16 protein-coding genes are annotated in these 20638 nt (G+C 59.7%); 13 read left to right on the top strand and 3 right to left on the bottom strand.

The window, feature by feature from the left end:
- Positions 1 to 194: 194 nt before the first annotated feature.
- The 4 genes from recA to ABEB22_RS10555 all read left to right on the top strand — a co-directional run bounded on the left by recA (position 195) and on the right by ABEB22_RS10555 (position 5342).
- Positions 195 to 1262 carry a recombinase RecA gene (gene recA, locus ABEB22_RS10540; RefSeq protein ID WP_339114522.1) on the top strand — a complete coding sequence of 356 codons (1068 nt, stop codon included), beginning with the start codon at positions 195 to 197 and terminating at the stop codon, positions 1260 to 1262.
- 112 nt (positions 1263 to 1374) lie between these two features.
- On the top strand, positions 1375 to 2253 hold the full coding sequence (locus tag ABEB22_RS10545; protein WP_339112951.1) for a helix-turn-helix domain-containing GNAT family N-acetyltransferase: 879 nt from the start codon (positions 1375 to 1377) through the stop codon (positions 2251 to 2253).
- 89 nt (positions 2254 to 2342) lie between these two features.
- Positions 2343 to 4997 carry an alanine--tRNA ligase gene (gene alaS / locus ABEB22_RS10550; protein WP_406870239.1) on the top strand — a complete coding sequence of 885 codons (2655 nt, stop codon included), beginning with the start codon at positions 2343 to 2345 and terminating at the stop codon, positions 4995 to 4997.
- Between the two features lie 54 nt (positions 4998 to 5051).
- Positions 5052 to 5342: a DUF1330 domain-containing protein gene (locus ABEB22_RS10555; RefSeq protein WP_339112949.1), complete on the top strand. Its 291-nt coding sequence runs from the start codon at positions 5052 to 5054 to the stop codon at positions 5340 to 5342.
- Positions 5343 to 5367: 25 nt separating this feature from the next.
- Here ABEB22_RS10555 and ABEB22_RS10560 read toward each other — a convergent pair whose 3' ends face one another.
- The gene (locus tag ABEB22_RS10560; protein ID WP_406870240.1) at positions 5368 to 6306 is read right to left on the bottom strand and encodes a hypothetical protein; all 939 of its coding nucleotides are present in this window, start codon (positions 6304 to 6306) and stop codon (positions 5368 to 5370) included.
- Between the two features lie 278 nt (positions 6307 to 6584).
- Here ABEB22_RS10560 and cysS point away from each other — a divergent pair, with 278 nt between their 5' ends.
- The 7 genes from cysS (at position 6585) to ABEB22_RS10595 (ending at position 16609) form a co-directional block, all read left to right on the top strand.
- Complete coding sequence (gene cysS, locus ABEB22_RS10565) at positions 6585 to 7970, top strand: cysteine--tRNA ligase (protein ID WP_406870241.1); 1386 nt, start codon at positions 6585 to 6587, stop codon at positions 7968 to 7970.
- Positions 7971 to 7995: 25 nt separating this feature from the next.
- Entirely contained in the window at positions 7996 to 9612 is a 1617-nt protein-coding gene (gene cimA / locus ABEB22_RS10570) for a citramalate synthase (protein ID WP_339112946.1), read from the top strand.
- Positions 9609 to 10364: a squalene/phytoene synthase family protein gene (locus ABEB22_RS10575; RefSeq protein WP_406870242.1), complete on the top strand. Its 756-nt coding sequence runs from the start codon at positions 9609 to 9611 to the stop codon at positions 10362 to 10364. Before cimA ends, ABEB22_RS10575 begins: the two co-directional genes overlap by 4 nt.
- Positions 10365 to 10479: 115 nt before the next feature.
- The gene (locus ABEB22_RS10580) at positions 10480 to 13605 is read left to right on the top strand and encodes a methyl-accepting chemotaxis protein (protein WP_406870243.1); all 3126 of its coding nucleotides are present in this window, start codon (positions 10480 to 10482) and stop codon (positions 13603 to 13605) included.
- Between the two features lie 82 nt (positions 13606 to 13687).
- Positions 13688 to 14734 carry a chemotaxis response regulator protein-glutamate methylesterase gene (locus tag ABEB22_RS10585; RefSeq protein ID WP_339112943.1) on the top strand — a complete coding sequence of 349 codons (1047 nt, stop codon included), beginning with the start codon at positions 13688 to 13690 and terminating at the stop codon, positions 14732 to 14734.
- A 50-nt stretch (positions 14735 to 14784) separates the two neighbouring features.
- Complete coding sequence (locus ABEB22_RS10590) at positions 14785 to 15243, top strand: chemotaxis protein CheD (RefSeq protein WP_406870244.1); 459 nt, start codon at positions 14785 to 14787, stop codon at positions 15241 to 15243.
- A gap of 109 nt (positions 15244 to 15352) precedes the next feature.
- On the top strand, positions 15353 to 16609 hold the full coding sequence (locus ABEB22_RS10595) for an ATP-binding protein (protein WP_406870245.1): 1257 nt from the start codon (positions 15353 to 15355) through the stop codon (positions 16607 to 16609).
- Here the strand turns inward: ABEB22_RS10595 and ABEB22_RS10600 are convergent, their stop codons facing one another.
- Together ABEB22_RS10600 and mnmA are read right to left on the bottom strand one after the other, a co-directional pair.
- Complete coding sequence (locus ABEB22_RS10600) at positions 16610 to 18034, bottom strand: MFS transporter (protein ID WP_406870246.1); 1425 nt, start codon at positions 18032 to 18034, stop codon at positions 16610 to 16612.
- Positions 18035 to 18171: 137 nt separating this feature from the next.
- Positions 18172 to 19311 carry a tRNA 2-thiouridine(34) synthase MnmA gene (gene mnmA / locus ABEB22_RS10605; RefSeq protein WP_339112939.1) on the bottom strand — a complete coding sequence of 380 codons (1140 nt, stop codon included), beginning with the start codon at positions 19309 to 19311 and terminating at the stop codon, positions 18172 to 18174.
- A 126-nt stretch (positions 19312 to 19437) separates the two neighbouring features.
- Here mnmA and ABEB22_RS10610 point away from each other — a divergent pair, with 126 nt between their 5' ends.
- Positions 19438 to 19716 carry a DUF1153 domain-containing protein gene (locus ABEB22_RS10610; protein ID WP_339112938.1) on the top strand — a complete coding sequence of 93 codons (279 nt, stop codon included), beginning with the start codon at positions 19438 to 19440 and terminating at the stop codon, positions 19714 to 19716.
- Between the two features lie 96 nt (positions 19717 to 19812).
- Positions 19813 to 20520: a response regulator transcription factor CtrA gene (gene ctrA / locus ABEB22_RS10615; RefSeq protein WP_339112937.1), complete on the top strand. Its 708-nt coding sequence runs from the start codon at positions 19813 to 19815 to the stop codon at positions 20518 to 20520.
- Positions 20521 to 20638: the final 118 nt, after the last annotated feature.

A 20638-nucleotide genomic window follows, 5' to 3' on the forward strand; every position in this document is an offset into this window, starting at 1 on the left:
ATCCTGTGCATCTGCCGCGATGCAATTAGCATATAAACTATTGATTAACCAAACGGGCGCAAGGTTTATGAAGCCGATGGCTTGAATTGTTCTTGTTTTGGTCCCAAATTCGGCTTAACGAACATTACTAGAACATTCACCATGTCCGGGCAATTGTGATCCGGCGTGCACTGTGAAATAAGGAGATGATCCTAATGGTAACGGCGGGCCTTTTCGATATGGCGGACAAGATGAAAGCAGATAAGCAGAAAGCACTGGAATCGGCGCTTTCGCAGATTGAGCGACAATTTGGCAAAGGCTCGATCATGAAGCTTGGCGAAGGCGCCAAGATCGATATTGAATCGACCTCGACAGGCTCTCTGGGGCTGGATATCGCACTGGGTATCGGTGGGTTGCCGAAGGGCCGGATCGTCGAGATCTACGGGCCCGAAAGCTCGGGCAAGACCACGCTAACGCTTCACACGGTCGCGGAAGAACAGAAGAAGGGCGGGGTCTGTGCCTTCGTCGACGCCGAACATGCGCTGGATCCGTCCTATGCACGCAAGCTGGGCGTTAATCTTGATGAACTACTGATCTCGCAGCCCGATACCGGCGAGCAGGCGCTTGAAATCGTCGATACGCTCGTGCGCTCGGGCGCAGTGAGCCTTGTTGTGGTCGATTCTGTCGCGGCACTGACGCCGAAAGCCGAGATCGAGGGCGACATGGGCGATGCGACGGTCGGTGCGCAGGCACGCCTGATGAGCCAGGCCATGCGCAAGCTGACCGCATCGATCGGCCGTTCCAACTGCATGGTCATCTTCATCAACCAGATCCGTATGAAGATCGGCGTCATGTTCGGTAACCCCGAAACCACATCGGGTGGTAACGCGTTGAAATTTTACGCCTCCGTGCGTCTGGATATCCGCCGTACCGGCGCGGTGAAGGACCGTGACGAGGTGGTGGGGAACGCGACCCGCGTGAAGGTGGTCAAGAACAAGGTGGCGCCGCCCTTCAAACAGGTCGAATTCGACATCATGTATGGCGAAGGCATCTCCAAGGTTGGCGAGTTGATCGACCTTGGCGTAAAGGCCGGTGTCGTCGAGAAATCGGGCGCGTGGTATTCCTACGGAGATGAGCGGATCGGGCAGGGGCGCGAGAACGCCAAGCAGTTCATGCGTGATCATCCCGATGTTGCGGATGCGATCGAAGCGAAGATCCGTTCGAGCCATGGTTTGAACCTCGATTCCGACGATAAGGATGATGCGCTGACAGAAGAGGAATAAGCCTCTTTTGTAAGCGTAGTAAGAAAACCGGACCGTCATGGCCCGGTTTTTTATTGCTTGGCAGATTAAGCTGACTAAAGTCAGATATAATGTAAAACATAGGTCAGGTATTATGCGGGATGTCGAAAGAGGCGTGGATCGCCTGCGGCGCTTCAACAGGGTGGTGACGCTGGAACTCGGAGCGCTGGATGCGAGCTTTCTGGGGCGCGGGCGGCCGCTTCTGGAGGCGCGGGTGCTGCATTCGGTAGGATCGGGAGTTTCCGATGTCGGTGAACTGCGTGAGCGGTTGAATCTCGATTCCGGCCTGATGAGCCGGCTTTTGCGCAAGCTCGAGGCCGAGGAGCTGATCGTTCTCTCGCCCGATCCGAAAGACGGCCGCCGCAAGCGCATTTTGCGCACGCGTAAAGGGGAGCGGGAATTCGAGGCTTATGAGGCCCTATCCGATCAGGCGGCGCAGGCCGTGCTTGCGCGGGTGAAAGATCGCGACGCGTTCCTGAAGGCTGTGGATCTTGTCGCCTCGGTGATCGGAAGCGAGCGGATCGAAATTATCGAGGTCGATCCCGATGATGCCCGCGCGATCGCCTGTGTGAACGCCTATGTGGCCGAGCTGTCACGTCGTTTTGGCGAGGACTTCGACCGCGCGCGCTCCGGCGAGCCCGAGGCCTATGCTATGCGCCCGCCGCGTGGGACCTTCCTTCTGGCCCTTTCCGAAGGGGTGGCAATGGGATGTGTCGCGCTCAAGGATATGGGGGAACGTGCTGAAATCAAACGGCTCTGGGTCGATCCCTCGGCGCGTGGGATGCGGCTCGCTCAGCGTTTGATGCGCGAGGCCGAGACACGCGCCTATGCTTTGGGGCATCGGGAACTGGTGCTCGATACTTCGGCAAAACTTCCCGAGGCACGGGCTTTCTATCTTAAAACCGGCTGGTCCGAGATCGAGCGCTATAACGATAACCCCTATGCCGATTATTTCTTCCGCAAGGAATTATAGACCACAACAGCCCGATCTCGCCGCGCTTTGCTGGACAGCCAGCCCGCGCGGCGCTAAACGGGTGAAAATCCCCAAAAAGGGCGCATGATATGGTCTCTCTGAACGAAATCCGGTCCACCTACCTCAACTTCTTCGAGCGGAACGGGCACCGGATCGTGCCCAGCTCGCCGCTGGTGCCGCGCAACGACCCCACCCTGATGTTCACGAACTCCGGCATGGTGCAGTTCAAGAACTGCTTCACCGGTGTCGAGAAACGGGATTATACCCGCGCGACCACCGCGCAGAAATGCGTGCGCGCAGGCGGCAAGCATAACGATCTCGACAATGTGGGCTATACCGCGCGTCACCACACGTTCTTTGAAATGATGGGGAATTTTTCCTTCGGTGACTATTTCAAGGAAGGTGCGATCAATTACGCATGGGAGCTTCTGACGAAGGATTTCGATATCCCGAAGGACAAGCTTCTGGTCACGGTTTACCACACCGATGACGAGGCCGCCGAGATCTGGAAAAAGGTCACCGGTTTCGAGGATCACCGCATCATCCGCATCCCCACCAAGGATAACTTCTGGCAGATGGGGCCGACCGGCCCTTGCGGCCCCTGCACCGAGATCTTCTTCGACCACGGCGAGCATATTGCAGGTGGTCCTCCGGGCAGCCCCGACGAGGATGGCGACCGTTTCATCGAGATCTGGAACAACGTCTTCATGCAGAACGAGCAGTTCGAAGACGGTTCGATGGTCGAGTTGGACATGCAGTCGATCGATACCGGCATGGGTCTGGAACGGATCGGCGCGCTCCTGCAGGGCAAGCACGACAATTATGACACCGATCTGATGCGCCATCTGATCGAGGCCTCGGCCCATGCCACCTCGACCGATGCCGATGGTCCGGGCAATGTCCATCACCGCGTGATCGCCGATCACCTGCGCTCGACCTCGTTCCTGATCGCCGATGGCGTGATGCCTTCGAATGACGGGCGCGGCTATGTGCTGCGCCGCATCCTGCGCCGCGCCGCGCGTCATGCGCATATGCTGGGGGCCAAGGATCCGGTGATGTTCAAGCTGGTGCCGGCGTTGGTGCGCGAGATGGGCGCGGCCTATCCCGAGCTGGGTCAGGCGCAGGCGCTGATCGAGGAGACGCTGAAGCTGGAAGAGACCCGCTTCAAGGTCACGCTCGACCGTGGTCTGAAGCTGCTCGATGACGAACTGGCGAACCTGCCCGAGGGCGCGGCCCTTCCGGGCGAGGCGGCGTTCAAGCTCTATGATACCTATGGCTTCCCGCTGGATCTGACGCAGGACGCGCTGCGCGAGAAGAAACTGACCGTCGATACCGACGGGTTCGATGCGGCGATGGCCGAGCAGAAGGCCAAGGCGCGTGCCGCATGGTCCGGCTCGGGTGAGGCGGCAGATGGCAAGATCTGGTTCGAGCTGGCCGATAAGCTGGGCGTGACCGAATTCTTGGGCTACGATTCAGAAGTGGCCGAAGGCCAGATCACCGCGCTTGTCGCGGAAGGGGCGGAGATTGCCGATAGCACCGGCACCTGCATGATCGTGGTCAACCAGACGCCGTTCTACGGCGAGTCCGGTGGTCAGGTTGGCGATACCGGCCTGATCGAGACCGAAACAGGCAAGGCGCGCATTACCGACACCAAGAAGGTGGCGGGCGTGTTCATCCACATCGCCGAGGTGACCGAGGGAAAGATTGCCCGCGGTCAGGGCGCACGTCTGGTTGTGGACCATGCGCGCCGCTCGGCGATCCGTGCGAACCACTCGGCCACGCACCTCTTGCACGAGGCGCTGCGCCGTGCGTTGGGCGATCATGTGGCCCAAAAGGGCTCGCTCAATGCCGAGGACCGTCTGCGGTTCGATTTCAGCCATGCCAAGGCGCTTTCGCCTGAGGAAATGGCCCGCGTCGAGGCCGAGGTGAACGAGTTCATCCGCCAGAACACTGCCGTTGATACTCGCATCATGACCCCCGATGACGCCCGCGGCCTTGGCGCTCAGGCGCTCTTTGGCGAGAAATATGGCGATGAGGTCCGCGTGGTCTCGATGGGCAAGCTGGCTGGCTCGGGCAAGGGCACGGCGGGTGATGTCTATTCGCTGGAGCTTTGCGGCGGCACCCATGTGACCCGCACCGGTGATATCGGGGCCTTCGTGGCGCTTGGCGATAGCGCCTCCTCCGCGGGTGTGCGCCGCTTCGAGGCGCTGACCGGTCAGGCCGCGATCGACTATCTCAAGGCGCAGGAAGCGCATCTGGTCGAGGCAGCTCATGTTCTCAAGGCGGCGCCTGTTGACCTGGCAGAGCGTGTGAAAGCGCTTTCGGACGAGCGTAAGGCACTGGCCAATGAAGTGGCACAGCTGCGCCGGGAACTGGCTATGTCGGGTGGGTCCACCGGCGGTAACGAGGCCGAAGAGATCAACGGCATCAAGGTTGTGGCGCAGTTCCTGACTGGTGTCACCGGCAAGGATCTGCCGCCGCTGGTGGATGAATACAAGACCAAGCTCGGTTCGGGCGCGGTGCTTCTGGTGGCCGATGCCGGTGGCAAGGCAGCTGTGGCCGCAGGTGTGACCGAGGATCTGACCGCGCGTCTGTCGGCTGTGGATATGGTCCGTGCGGCGGCCGGTGCGCTGGGTGGCAAGGGCGGCGGTGGTCGTCCCGATATGGCGCAGGCAGGCGGTGCCGATCCGTCGAAATCGGATGAGGCCATTGCCGCGGTCAAAGCGCTGATCGAAAGCAAATAACCAAACGGGGCTGCGGGGAAATCCGCGGCCCTTTTTTCTGACAGGAGAGAACCGATGCCGGGTGCTTATTGGATTGCCCATGTGACCGTGACCGACCCCGAGGCCTATGGCAAATATGCCGAGCTGGCAGGCCCTGCAATTGCCGAGAGTGGCGGTAAGTTTCTGGCGCGTGGGGCGCGTTTCGTGCAACTCGAGGGCAAGGAGCGCCCGCGCAATGTAGTGGCCTGGTTCCCGAGCCTCGAGGCCGCCGTGGATTGCTATAACGGTCCGTCCTATCAGGCCGCGCTCACCCATGCCAAAGGCGCAGCCGAGCGCGAACTGCTCGTCGTCGAGGCGATGGACTGACCCTCAGATCTTGCGCGAGGCGCCTTCAGGGGCGCGTCGCGACGCGGGCCTCACTGTCGCCCGTGGTAGTGCGCAGGCTTTTGCGGAGTTTTCTGAGTTTCCAGTGATCGGTCTGCCGCAATGCCAGATCGGTCCCGCGCATCGCCAGCGCGTCATGCCCGCGCGCGTGGGCATTCGTCAGCATCAACGTCGTGTAATACACATATTGATGGCGCACGCGGAGCGCCCGGGCCAGCCATCTGTCGCTCAGATCGCCCGTCAGCGCGTGGAGCGACACCTCTTTGAGGAGACGGAGTTTCAGCAGAACGAACGGGAGCTTATGGCCGAAATGGCGTAGCTGGTGAAACCGGACCTGCGGGGCGGTAAGCCGTTCGGCATGGGCTTTATCCTGGGCGATGAACGGGTCGTAGAAGATCTCCGCCGAGGCGAGATCTCTCGTACTATAGGCGGCATCACCATAGGGAAGGGACCAATCGCCTTTCAGGGCCGCAGCGGCGTACCGGTCCTCGAAAGGCACGCGGGAGGGATCGAGCGTCGATTGCGGCGCAAAGGCCACCACATGCGCCCCCGGCGCGAGCCGCGAGAAGGTCAGCGCCCCGAACCCGCCCATCGAGGCGCCGTAAAAGCTCACACGGTCGAAGCGTTTGAAAAAGCCTTCGTCGCGCAGGGTCTCGAGCGCCGCGATCAGTTCTGCATCGCGATACCAGTCATTGCGGTTGTTGATGACGCCGAGCACCGACCAGCCTTGTCCCTGAAGCAGGTGTTGTCCCCAAGGATGCTGCTCGCCGCCAGTCTGGCTTGTCGTGAGATTGCCGAAGCTGACCACCAGATGCCGCCCCTCGGCCCCGCCTTGCGGCAGATAGGCCAGCGCATGATGCGCCAGCTCGTGACAGAACCCGCCCGATTGACGGGCCTCCTCGGTCACGGCGCGAAAGGATCGCTCGGGGATCACGGTCTCGTTCATGCGTCTTTCCTGTTTGTCGCGGGAAGGATAGTCCCGCAAGGCATCAAGGTAACGCGCCGTTTGTCCTGACGTTCCGATTGGCCCCCATGTGTTGAGTTTGCGCTTCACATCTGTCCGCACTCAGGCTAAGAGATGGCCCATGACCCAGACCGCAACCATCACGATCTGCTGCATTATCGGCTGACATTCGTCGGGCGGTCCGGTCATGCTTTCCCAAAGCTCACACCCCGAACCCGCCCGAGCGGTGGCCGTTTCATGCTGTGGGGGAGAGATTAGAGATGACCCAGATACGCTTGCGCAACACGATGTCCCGTCAGGTGCAGGATTTCGCGCCGATTGATCCGACAAATGTGCGGCTCTATCTGTGCGGGCCGACGGTCTATGACCGCGCGCATCTGGGCAATGCCCGCCCTGTGGTGGTGTTCGATGTGCTGCAGCGGCTACTGCGCCATGTTTACGGGGCGCAACAGGTGACCTATGTCCGCAACTTCACGGATGTGGATGACAAGATCAACGCGACCGCTTTGAAACGCCGCGAAGAGGGGGCTGCAGGCACGCTCGAGGAACTGATCCGCGCCCGCACCGAGGAAACCATCGCGTGGTATCATGCCGATATGGACGCCCTGGGAGCCGCACGCCCTGATCATGAGCCGCGCGCGACCGATTACATCAATGCGATGATCGCGATGATCGAGCGTCTGATCGAACAGGGTCATGCCTATGCCGCCGAGGGCCATGCGCTCTTCCGTGTGCGCTCGTATAAGGACTACGGCAGGCTTTCGGGGCGCTCGGTCGATGATATGATCGCGGGCGCACGGGTGGAGGTGGCGCCCTATAAGGAAGATCCGATGGATTTCGTTTTGTGGAAGCCTTCGGATGACGGTCTGCCCGGTTGGGACAGCCCATGGGGCCGTGGCCGTCCGGGCTGGCATATCGAATGTTCGGCAATGAGCTACGAGCTCTTTGGCGAGAGTTTCGATATCCATGGCGGTGGCATCGATCTGCAGTTCCCGCACCACGAGAACGAGGTGGCGCAAAGCTGCTGCGCCCATCCCAAAGGCGAGTTTGCCCGTTTCTGGCTGCATAACGAGATGCTGCAGGTGGAGGGCAAGAAGATGTCCAAATCCCTGGGCAATTTCTTCACCGTGCGCGATCTGCTCGATGAGGGCATTCCGGGCGAGGTGATCCGCTTTGTGTTCCTGCAGACGCATTATTCGAAGCCGATGGACTGGACGGCCGAGAAGGCGCGCCAAGCCGAGGCGACGCTGCGCAAGTGGCGGGCGGCCGTTGCGGGCATCGAACCCGCGCCGGCCGCAGCGCCCTCGGTCATCGACGCGCTTGCGGATGATTTGAACACGGCGGGCGCCATTGCGGCATTGCATGCGTTGGGCGATCCGGCGGAGTTGAAGGCATCGGCACAGATGCTGGGGCTGTTGCTGGACGATATGGGCGCGTGGGCCGAGGCACCGGTGGTGGATCTGTCGGCCTATGCCGAGCATCTCGCCGCCCTGCGCGCGAGCGCGATGGAGACCAAGGATTTTGCCCCCGTCGATGCGATGAAACAGGCGCTGGTTGCGGCGGGGGTCGAAGTGCGGATGTCGAAGGCGGGGGTGGAGCTTTTGCCAGCCGCGGGATTTGCACCGGAGAAGCTGCCTGCGCTCTGAGGCGCGGCAGAGAGGGAGAGAAACGGTGAAAGAGCGTCTTTATCTTTATGACACGACCCTGCGCGACGGGCAGCAGACCCAAGGGGTGCAATTTTCGGTGGCTGAAAAGGTCAAGATCGCGCAGGCGCTCGACCGGATCGGGGTGGATTACATCGAGGGCGGCTGGCCGGGGGCAAACCCGACCGATAGCGATTTTTTCGAGGCGCGTCCCGAGACCCGCGCGACCTTTACCGCATTTGGCATGACCAAGCGGGCGGGGCGGTCAGCGGCCAATGACGAGGTGTTGGCGGGGGTGATGAATGCCAAAACGCCTGCGGTCTGTCTGGTCGGCAAGACCCATGATTACCATGTGTCCACAGCGCTCGGGATCACGCTCGAAGAAAATCTCGAAAGCATTAGCGCCAGTGTTGCCCATATGGTGTCCGAGGGGCGTGAGGCGCTGTTTGATGCCGAGCATTTCTTTGACGGATTCAAGGCGAATCCCGGCTATGCGCTGTCCTGCGCGCGGGCGGCCTATGAGGCGGGTGCACGCTGGATCGTGCTATGTGATACCAACGGCGGGACGCTGCCTGCCGAGATTTCCGCCATCGTGGCCGAGGTGATTTCGGCGGGTATTCCGGGAGAGCGTCTGGGCATTCATTGCCATGATGATACAGGCATGGCTGTGGCCTGTTCGCTGGCCGCGGTGGATGCGGGGGTGCGCCAGATCCAGGGCACCCTGAACGGGTTGGGCGAGCGCTGTGGCAATGCCAATCTCACCGCATTGATCCCGACGCTCCTTCTGAAAGAGCCCTATCGCTCGCGCTTTGACACGGGAGTGCCGGAGGCCGAACTTGCGGGGATCACGCGGCTCTCGCGCAAACTCGATGATATTCTCAATCGTGTGCCTTTGCGCTCGGCCCCCTATGTCGGCGCTTCTGCCTTTACCCATAAGGCAGGGCTTCATGCCAGCGCGATCCTGAAGGATCCGGCGACCTACGAGCATATCCCGCCCGAGACGGTGGGCAATACGCGGCAGATCCCGATGTCCAATCAGGCCGGGCAGTCGAACCTGCGCGCGCGTCTGGCGGATATGGGGCTCGATATCACCAAAGGCGACGAGCGGCTGGGGCAGATTCTCGACGAGATCAAGCGCCGCGAGGATCACGGCTATGCCTATGACGGCGCTCAGGCGAGTTTCGAGCTGGTGGCGCGCCGCGCACTGGGGGAATTGCCGCGCTATTTCAAGGTCGAACGTTACCGCGTCGTGATCGAGCGCCGTCATAACGGGCGCGAGATGGCAAATTCCTCCGAGGCGGTCGTCGTGCTGGAAGTGGGCGGGGAGCGGATGCTCTCGGTCTCGGAAAGCTGGGATAACGAGGGCTATGATCAGGGGCCTGTCAACGCTTTATGGCAGGCGCTGGCCAAGGATCTGGGGCCCTATCAGTGCCATATCGAGGATATGAAACTGGTCGATTTCCGGGTGCGGATCACCGGCGGCGGGACGGCGGCCGTGACGCGCGTGGTCATCGATAGCGAGGATGGCAATGGCAACCGCTGGTCGACAGTGGGCGTGAATGCCAACCTCGTGGACGCTTCCTTCGAGGCGCTTCTGGAAGCGATTCAGTGGAAATTCCTGCGTGACGGGGTGCGCCCGCTATGAGGGGGTTGACCGAGGCCGAGGCGCATTGTGCGAAACTTGTCGAGGAGGGGGATCCCGAACGGTTTCGCGCACTGATGGCGACGCCCGCGGCCGACCGGCGCAGGCTCTGGCCGCTCTATGCGGTCAATCTGGAGCTTGCGCGTGCGCCCTGGGCCTCTAAGGAGCCGATGATTGCCGAAATGCGCGTGCAATGGTGGGTCGATGTGCTGGAGGCGCTGCGCGATGATGGATCGCTGCCGCCATCGGAGATCGGTCCGGCACTGGCAGGGTTGCGCCCCGTTGCGGGGTATCTGGTCGCGCTGGCCGAGACGCGACGGCGTGATTGCTGGCCGGAGGAATTTGCCGATGGGGAGGCGCTCTGGGCCTATCTCGACGGAACGTCCGGGGCGCTTTATTGCGCGGCGGCGCAGCTCATTGGAGCCTCCGATGCGGAGGTGGCCATGCGGCCACACGCACAGGCGGCGGGGCTTGCTGCCTATCTACGCGCGGTGCCCGAGATCGTGCGGCGGGGACGTCACCCCTTGCCTGACGGACGGCCGGAGGCCGTGGCGGCGCTGGCGGCAGAGGGCCTGATGCGGCTTGATGCAGGGTCCTTGTCGCGTCTTGGACGGCGCGCATTGCTTCCGGCGTGGGAAAGTCGTGCAATTTTGAGCGATATTCTTCAGGAACCAGAAAGTGTTAGCCAAGATTTTCCAATAAAAAACAGGTTGAAGCGACAGTTTTCCTTCCTGTTTGCGGCGATGAGAGCCTAAGCCTATTCCAGCTTAAATGAATCTTCAGCAGTTCACAGCATGGTCGTGACCTAACGCGGGGGCAAAGCTCCGTATTGGGTTTGGGTACTGCTGGTGCCCGAGTGGAGGCTGCTGGATGAAAGTTGTTGATAATATGAAGATCGGGGTCAAGCTGCCCCTGTTCTTGTTTACTATTGCTCTTATCGCTTTGTCGGTTATGGCATTTACCGCCTATCGGGACTCGCGGGCGCTCCTGGAAGACGCCGCGATCGAACGTCTTAGTCATGTCGCCGATGTCCAGTCAGATCGGGTGCAGGAGTGGGAAGCCAATATCCGCTCCGAAGTCCGCAACACGATCGGTTCCGATATCGTCCGGGAAGCCCTGCGCGATTTCCAGAATTCGTGGACCCGGCTCGGGGATGGTGCAGCAGACCAGATCCATTCTGCCTATGTCACCGATAACGCTTATCGTGCCGAGGACCGCTGGAAGCTGAACGGCTCCAGTGACGGCTCTCTCTATACCAAACGGCACGAGAAATATCACCCCCTGCTCCTGCAGATGGCGCAGCGCGCAGGGTTCTCCGATATCTTCGTGGCCAGCGCCGAAGGCGACATTCTCTATTCTATCGAGAAAGCCGACGATTTCGCGACCAACATCATCGATGGACCTTTCGCGGGTAGCAATGTCGGGATGCTGCTCCAGCAAGCCCTGAAGGCGAGCACCGAGAACCCGCTTGTTTCCGATGCCAGCATGCATTCCGCCGACCACAGCGGCACGCTGTCCTATTTCATGGCGGCGCCGATTCTCGATCGTGCGGGAGAGGTCAAGGGGGCGCTGGCCTTCGAGATCCCGCTTTCAGGTCTGGATGCGATCCTGGCCGATAATCGCGGTCTGCAGGAGACGGGGCAGAGCTATCTCGTTACGGATGATTTGAAATACCAGAATAATCTGCGTCTGGCGGATGGACCGACGGTCATGAAAACCGCCCCCGACAACGCGGCGATCCAAGGTGCATTGGCCGGACAGAGTGGGGTGTCGGAGATCAAATCGGTTCTGAGTGACCGTGATGTCACGGCCGCCTATGTCCCGATCAATCTTTTCAACCACAAAGCGGCTCTGGTCGTGGAGCAAGGGAATAGCGAACTTTTCGCACCCATCCTCAAGCTGGCAGAATCGATGAGCCTGCATGGTGGACTGGTCCTTCTGGCCTTGATCGGACTGGCATGGTGGATGGCGCGTGGACTGTCCAAGCCGCTGCTCGGGCTGAAGGCGACTATGGATAAGCTGGCGGCAAAAGACTTCGATATCACCGTCCCGTTTACCCGCCGCAAGGACGAGGTAGGCAAGATGGCGGTTGCGCTCGAGGACTTCCAGCTCGCACTTGCCACGGCCGAGGCTGCATCGCTTGATGTTACCCTAAAGGGAGCAGCGTTCAACGCAGGCTCGTCATCGATGATGATGGCTGACACCGATTTTAACATCAGCTATGTCAATCCTGCCATGACCGAGCTGATCGCGACAAGGCTTGATGATTTCCACGTTCTGGATCCGTCGATCACTGCGGATTCGATGGTGGGCCGTTCAATCGATACCTTCCATAAAAACCCGCAGCGGATCCGAGATTTCCTGTCCGATAGCGCGAACCTGCCTTATTCGGCCAATCTGAAAATCGGTCAGGCGCAATTCGCGCTGGGGATTTCCGAAGTCATTATGCCCGGCGAGGGACGGATCGGCTATGTGGTGGAATGGCGCGATGTCACCGAGATCGGTATCTCGCGTGCGGTCCTCAAAGCACTCGATTCAGCGCAGATGTTGGGCGAGGGTGGTCTGGATGGGCGTATTACCCATGTGAACCAGAACTATTGCGACGCCGTAGGTATCAGCGCCGACGAGTTTATCGGCCAGCCCTTCGTTGACGTCACCGATACAGTAGATAGCGAGCTGACCATGGCAGATGTGGCACAGCGTGTTGTGGGCGACGGTGTCTCCGTCACCGGCACCTGGCGGATCTATACCAAGGACGGTCGAGAGGCCATCTCGGAAGGGATCATTTCGCCGGTCCATGACGAGATGGGGGAAGTGGTCAAGATCATCTTCATCGGTAGCGACGTTACGGCCGCGCGCAAAGCACTCGCGGCGTCTGCCGAGGCCAGCCGCCAGATGACATTGCGCCAGACCAAAGTTGTCGAAGCGCTGCGCGTTGGGCTGAAATCACTTTCGGACGGCAATCTGACTTCGCAAATTTCCGAGCGCCTCGGGGACGAGTACGAAGAGCTGCGCGGAGATTTCAACACAGCCGTCGATCGTCTTGCCGACGCGATGCGGATCGTTATCGACAATGCCGTAGCTATCGATAATGAGGCGCGCGAGATTTCGAATGCGGCAGAAGATCTGAGCCGTCGGACCGAACAGCAGGCAGCGACCCTCGAAGAGACGGCAGCAGCACTTGATCAGCTGACCTCTTCGGTTGCCAGCGCCTCCGACGGTATCAACGAAGCTGATCTGATTGTCATGCAGGCCCGCAAGGATGCGGAAAGCTCAGGTCAGGTCGTGCAGCAGGCGGTCGAGGCGATGGGCGAAATCTCGGAAAGCTCGCAGAAAATCTCGAAAATCATCAGTGTCATTGATGACATTGCCTTCCAGACGAACCTCCTCGCTCTGAATGCTGGCGTCGAAGCTGCACGGGCCGGGGAAGCGGGGCGCGGCTTTGCGGTGGTCGCCTCGGAAGTGCGCGCTCTGGCCCAGAGATCCTCAGAGGCGGCCCGCGAAATCGATGGTCTGATCACCGCCTCGTCCGATCAGGTCAATCGTGGTGTGGGCCTCGTCGGTCAGGCCGGGAATGCGCTGGAGACGATCCTTCGCTCCGTAAGCGACATCGCCGAGCGCGTCGGAAGAATTGCGACTTCGGCCAAAGAGCAGGCCTCCGGTCTTTCGGAGATCAATACATCGGTGAACCAACTCGATCAGGTGACACAGCATAACGCGGCAATGTTCGAAGAAACGACGGCGGCAAGCCAGTCTCTGAGCCAGAGCGCGAATGCCCTCAACGAGACGACCCGTCGTTTTGCTCTCGGCGATAGAAAGGCTGTTCCGACGGCGATGCCGGAAACCAAGCCTGTGGTCAAACCGAGCATAACGGTCAAAAGTGCAGCCAAACCGAAAGCGCCGGCTCTCAAGGCACCTCCCGTACCTAAAGTCGAAGGTAATCTGGCGAGAAAGGTCGAGCCTCCGCCGGTGAATGACGACTGGGAAGACTTTTAAGACCTGTCCGAGGGGCATGATCCCCTCGGCATGACTAGCAAGAAACTTAGCACGTCGATTTTGACGGCAGGAAAGGCAAGAAATGAGTGCCAAACGTGTTTTGATCGTCGATGACTCTCCTACTATCCGGCAGTTGATCCGCGCCCAGTTGCAGGGGGATCCGCGCTTGGTGGTGGTGGGTGAGGCTTCTGACCCATATGATGCACGAGAAAAAATAAAGGCTTTGGCGCCCGATGTTCTAACGCTTGACGTCGAAATGCCGCGTATGAATGGGCTGGAATTTCTAGAAAAGATTATGCGCCTTAGGCCGATGCCGGTCATTATGGTCTCGACCTTGACACAACGCGGGTCGACAAAGGCCATGGAAGCGCTTTCGCTCGGTGCGGTGGACTGTATTGGGAAGCCCAAATACGGAAACCCGATCGAGGCGTTCGGTATTTTGCCGGATCTGCTCGTCGCCGCCGCCGATGCCCGCCTTCGTTCCGGACCACGAAAGAAGATCGAGCCGGCAAGCGGTTTTACCTGGAACGGCAAGATTATTTTGATCGGATCATCGACAGGCGGGGTGGATGCATTGGAGACGGTGCTGTCCGGCTTTCCGGTAAACTGTCCGCCGACATTGATCACCCAGCATATGCCGGAAAGCTTCCTCGCGAGTTTTGCGCGACGTCTCCAAGGCTGTATCGCACCCAACATGGCGCTGGCTAGAGACGGGGTGCCGCTTGCACAGGGCAATGTCTATCTGGCGCCGGGGGGCGCGCACCACCTTGCGCTAAGACCGGGAGAACCGGCCAGATGCCGGCTCGATACAGGAGAAAAACGTAACGGACACCGACCCTCTGTCGAGGTGCTCTTCGACTCGGCCTTACCGATGGCCTCCAAAGTTGTCTCCGTTATGCTGACCGGTATGGGGCGTGATGGCGCCGATGCGATGTTGCGGTTACGGCAGGCTGGGGCGCGGTGCTTTGCGCAGGATTCGGCCACCAGCGTCGTCTACGGGATGCCGCGGGCTGCGGTCGAGAATGGTGCCGCCGAGAAGGCCGTGCCACTCGGCCGGATCGCGTCGACGGTTCTTGCGCAATGCGGCCGTCAGGCAGCCAGTGTCGCACGCGGAGGGCGGTTTGCATGAACACGCTTGGTATTGGGCGACCAAAACACATCTCTCAGGGAGAGTTCTCGGTGGGCACTCTGGATGGTATGTCGATCACAACCATTCTGGGCTCCTGCGTGGCGACCTGCCTCTATGACGAACATAGCGGCGTCGGGGGAATGAACCATTTCCTCCTGCCCGAAGGTACGGGCTCGACCGCAAGTTTCGGCGTCAATGCGATGGAACTTCTTATCAACGAAATCATCAAGAATGGCGGCAATCGTGCGACCTTGAAGGCGAAGGTTTTTGGGGGCGCGCGGATGATTGCCGGGCTTTCGGATGTGGGCGCGAAAAACGGCAGCTTCGTTCTGGATTTCCTGCGTCGTGAGGGCATCGCGTGTGTCGGTCAAAGCCTTGGCGGCACACAGGCGCGACGTGTCGAGTTCTGGCCAAATGGAGGGCGGGCACGACAGCGTCTTCTGGGCGAGGCGCAAGTGATCGAGACGCCGCCGCCGCCGCCGCCGAGTAATGATGTCGAGCTTTTCTAATCCGAGTACGGCTGAATCAATGCAACGTGATACCCTCCATCCCATGGATCATAGGCGCGAGATCGACAGGCTGATGAGGCTTGAATTCGGTTCACGAAGCGAGTTGCTCTTGCGTTATCTTGCTGTGTTCAACGGTGGCCTCACCTTGCATTTCTATCTCCAGTGGACTTCGGCGTTGTTATGGACACCGGTCTATTTCGCGCTGCAGGCGCTCTATTTCGTCTTCCTGCGCACGCGCGGCAAAGTCTGCACTGCGCGCGACACCTATATCGCCTGCGCGATGTTTCTCATTCTGCTCGCTTGGTTCATCTGGCTGCCCGCATTGATGCTGCTCGAGCAGGATACGGCGCTGCGTATCAGTGCAGCAGCGGGGCTGGGCTGCCTGATGGTTTTTCTGATCCGGCGGAGTGACCGGTTGATGGTGATGATCTACGGGGAGATCCTGCTGGTAGGCGTGACATTGGGCGCGGTCGCTTTTCTGGTGCTGCCACAGGTTTCCTCGTTGAGTGCCAAATCTGCGATGCTGGTCTGTTGTGTAGCGCTGATTGTCTATTTCGCCAATGCCTTGCTCGAAGGTCGCAAAATGCGGCTTGATGCCGAGCGCGCATCGGAGCGGACGCTGCAGGCCCAGAAAATGGAGGCCGTAGGGCAGCTTGCGGGCGGGGTCGCGCATGACTTCAACAATATTCTCACCGCGATCATCGGCAATCTGGATCTTTACGAACTCACCGACGAGCGGCCCGAGCGGGATGATATGGTGCGCAATGCCAAAGAGGCGGCGGAACGTGCCGCGACCCTGGTCCAACAGCTTCTGGCCTATTCGCGCAAATCCAACCTGCAGGCTGAAGCTCGCGATATCGAGGTGATGCTCGAGCGGGTCAGGGTGCTTGGTGCACGGCTCATTCCGGCATCTATCTCGTTGGAAGTGGTCAGCACGCATCGGCAGAATTGGGTCAAGGTCGACGAGACCCTGCTGATGACCGCCCTGATCAACCTGATCGTCAATGCACGCGATGCGATGCCCAAAGGGGGCCGCATTCGAATTTCGGCCATGCACCGGCATTTCGACAGCCCCGAACTGATGGCGGACGGGCATATTCTCCAACCCGGGAATTATGTTGAACTGACTGTGGCCGACACCGGAACTGGCATTCCGGAAGCGGTGCTGGATCATGTGCTCGAGCCCTTCTTCACTACCAAACCGGTCGGGAAAGGGTCGGGGCTAGGGCTTTCGATGGTATTGGGCTTCGCGCGCCAGTCGGGTGGCGGATTGACGTTGCGCAGTTCGGTGGCCGGAACGCATATATCGATCTACTTGAGCGAGGTTGATCCGCCAGCACATGCGATATCGCATCGCGCTGCCTGATCAATGTTGCGTCGACAATCGCGGCTTGACGTCCTTATGGCGCAAGGCAGCGCCGTCTTCGGGGCGTAATTTGCTGAAAACCAGTATGGCGATCGGGCCGGTCACGGCAACAAGGGCGAAGGCCAGCGCGAAGGCATGGAGCGGGATCAGACTGTTGCTGATCGTCAGATCCAGAGAATAGGCCGAAAGTTCGAGCGCGCCTCCGGCTAGGGCAATACCCAGTGTCAGGGACATCTGCTGGGCGACGGCCGAAAGGGAGGCGCCCTTGCTCATCTCTTCGGGCGGAAGATCTGCGAAAGTGATAGCATTGATCGCGGTAAAGGTCAGCGCTTGCGCCACGCCTCCGGTCAGAAGCAGGGGAACGAGATACCAGTCGGTCGGGCTACTGATGGTCCCGAAGCCGAGCAGGCTAGCCGCCCGAATAAACGTGCCGAATATCAGGACCGGCCGGAAGCCGAAACGGTCGACGACGCGACCGGAGAATCCCCGGATGCTCAAGGCTCCGATCGCAGTCAGTCCGGCCAATGCGCCCGAGGCAAGAATGGACATACCGAGGCCCAACTGGAAGAGGAGCGGCAGTAACAAGGCAATGGCTCCGTTGCTCAACCGAAAGGCCGTGCCTCCCCATATCCCAATAGAGAAGGTCCGGTGCCGGAACAGGCGCGGATCGAGCAATGCGTCGCTGCGGCCTCTGGCGCGCAGCGTATAGAGGACCATCAGCCCAAATCCCGTTACACTCAGGCCCAATGCGGCGGGCATCGGCATGATATGTTCTCCGAGTGAGCTCAGCCCTGCCATGATCGCCGCAAGACCTATTGCCGAGAGGATGAACCCCGTGATGTCGAACGGGACGGGATCTGCGGGCAGATCCCGGGGCAGGTGTCGCGCGGCCAGTATCAGGGCGATGCTCCCGAGCGGGATATTGATGAGGAAGATCCATCGCCAGCCGAGAGATTGCGTCACGAGTGCACCGATGAACGGACCCAGTGCCGGCCCGAGAAGGGCGGGCGCGGTCAGGTACACCATCGCGCGGACCAGTTCTTTCCGATCGGTGTTGCGCAGTACGATCAGTCGGCCGACCGGTGTCATCATTGCAGCCCCCAGTCCCTGGAGGGCGCGAGCGGCGACCAGCCCACCCAGATCGGACTGCATCGCGCAAAGTGCGGAGGCGCCGATAAACACACTCATCGCGGAGAGAAACACCCGTCGGGCCCCGAACCTGTCCGCGATCCAGCCCGACACCGGCACGAATGCCGCGAATGCGATGAGATATGTGGTCATCGCCATCTTTAGCGAGAGCACGGCGACATCCAGATCGCGCGCCATCACGGGAAGGGCGGTTGACAGGATCGTCGCGTCGATCAGCTCCATCAGCAGAGCAAAGGCGATGGTCAGGGGCAGAATATTTTCGCGGAGTCTGTGCATGATCGTGCCTTATAGAATGGCCCGATCCTAATATGTCTCGTAGGCCTGTCCATGTCAGGGGTGCACAGGCCTATGTGTTTCAGTTCGATACGCGATTTATGTCATGCTGGCACTGGTGCGGTCCTGCACAGGCTCGCTCAGCGTCCCTTCCAGATCCAGCCGCCGCCGAAGATACGGCTGTCGTCATTGGAATAGAAGACGCAGGCCTGGCCCGGCGAGACGCCTTCTTCCGGCACGATCAGCTCGACTTCCGCCTCGCGGTCAGAGAGAGGCCGGATAATGGCGGCCCGCGGCGGACGGGTGGAGCGCACCTTCACCGAGACATGCCATTCCTTACGGGAGGTGAAGGGCTCGTCACCGAGCCAGTTGATCTCGCGCACGGGGATGGTGCGGGTGGCCAGTGCCTCTTTCGGGCCGACGATAACCCGCCGGTTATCGGGGTCGAGTTTGACGACATAGAGCGGATCTGCCATGCCGCCGATGCCCAGACCGCGCCGCTGTCCGATGGTATAATGGATCACACCGCGATGCTCTCCCAGAACATTGCCGTCCATATCGACGATTTCCCCGGGATCGGCTGCCCCGGGACGGAGTTTCTCGATCACGCTGGCATAATTGCCATCAGGCACGAAACAGATGTCCTGGCTATCGGGTTTATCTGCGACGGGAAGGCCGTGTTTTGCCGCCAATGCGCGGGTTTCGGCTTTGGAATGCAGATGTCCGAGGGGAAAACGCAGGAAGGAGAGCTGTTCGGGGGTCGTCGAGAACAGGAAATAGCTCTGGTCACGATTCGAATCGGCTGCGCTGTGAAGCTCGGGGCCATTGGCGCCCATCTTGCGCTGGATGTAATGACCCGTGGCCATGCAATCGGCGTCGAGATCTTTGGCAGTTTCCAGAAGATCCTTGAACTTCACCCGTTCGTTGCAGCGGATGCAAGGTACGGGCGTGGCTCCACCAAGATAGGCATCGGCGAATTCGTCGATCACCGCCTCCTGAAAGATGTTTTCATAATCAAGCACATAATGTGGGAAGCCCATGGTTTCCGCAACACGGCGCGCATCATGGATGTCACGTCCCGCGCAGCAGGCCCCTTTCTTTGCAAGTGCCGCACCGTGGTCATATAGCTGCAACGTCACGCCCACGACATCATAGCCCTGTTCCGCCAGTTCTGCCGCAACGACAGAGCTATCGACGCCGCCAGACATGGCTACGACGACTCGCGTGTCTTCGGGGCGCTTGGCAAAACCGAGCGAATTGAGTGGCATATCCTTGCTCATGGAAAACGTCCTTTAACCAGATGGGCAGAAATATCAGAAAATGCTACCTATTCTCAAGGGTTAGTTTCACCCGTCGTTAAGACCCGTCAGTCACATTGCTTTACATCGAAGTGAAGGGGTGTGCCCATGTATCTTAAAAAAGTCGATGGTCCGAGGTCGATCACACTACCTGATGGTACGATTCTGACCCGCGCGGACCTCCCGCCTGCCGAAACGCGCCGTTGGGTGGCGTCGCGTAAGGCAATTATTGTGAATGCCGTATCCCACGGCCTCATCACGCGCAATGAGGTCCTTGAACGGTACGATCTGTCCGATGAAGAGCTCGATATCTGGACCCAGGCGGTTCAGAAACACGGGCTTGCGGGATTGAAAGTGACGGCAATCCAGAAATTCCGACAACCTTAGGGGGAATTGAAAAAATTAACGTTCTGGGGTAAGAGTGTGTTAACCATTTGGTGCGAGGGTTTCAGATAACCAAGGAATTAATGCGGAGAACGGAATATGCGGATTTTGTTGGTGGAGGACGATCCCACGACGTCGAGAAGCATTGAGTTGATGCTGACTCATGCGAATCTAAACGTCTATTGCACTGATCTTGGTGAAGAAGGGATCGATCTCGCCAAGCTGTATGATTACGATCTTATTCTGCTCGATCTCAATCTGCCCGATATGAACGGTCACGAGGTTCTGCGTCAGCTACGTCTGTCGAAAGTCGACACGCCGATCCTGATTTTGACCGGTGCCGATGACACCGAGAACAAGATCAAGGGCTTCGGCTTTGGTGCCGATGACTACATGACCAAACCCTTCCACCGTGAAGAGCTTGTGGCACGGATCCATGCGATTATCCGGCGCTCCAAAGGCCATTCGCAATCCGTGATCCGTACCGGCAAGGTCTCGGTCAATCTCGATGCGAAAACGGTCGAGGTCGAAAACAAGCCTGTCCATCTCACGGGCAAAGAGTACCAGATGCTCGAACTGCTCAGCCTGCGCAAGGGGACGACCCTCACCAAAGAGATGTTCCTCAATCACCTCTATGGTGGTATGGACGAGCCCGAGCTGAAGATTATCGACGTGTTTATCTGCAAACTGCGCAAGAAGCTCGCGGATGCAACTGGCGGCGAGAATTATATCGAGACCGTCTGGGGCCGTGGCTATGTTCTGCGTGATCCCGATCCGGGTGAGATGGAGCGTCGGGTTGCTGTTTAAGGCCGGCCTCGTAACCACCTGTTCCTTGTAGAGCCATCGGAAGCCGCGCGAAAGTGCGGCTTTTTCTTTTGGTTAACGCCATTAACGAAGAGCGCCGCGGACGTCATAGGGTGCGGCT

The organism is Thioclava sp. 'Guangxiensis' (assembly GCF_045348365.1).
GTDB lineage: Bacteria > Pseudomonadota > Alphaproteobacteria > Rhodobacterales > Rhodobacteraceae > Thioclava > Thioclava kandeliae.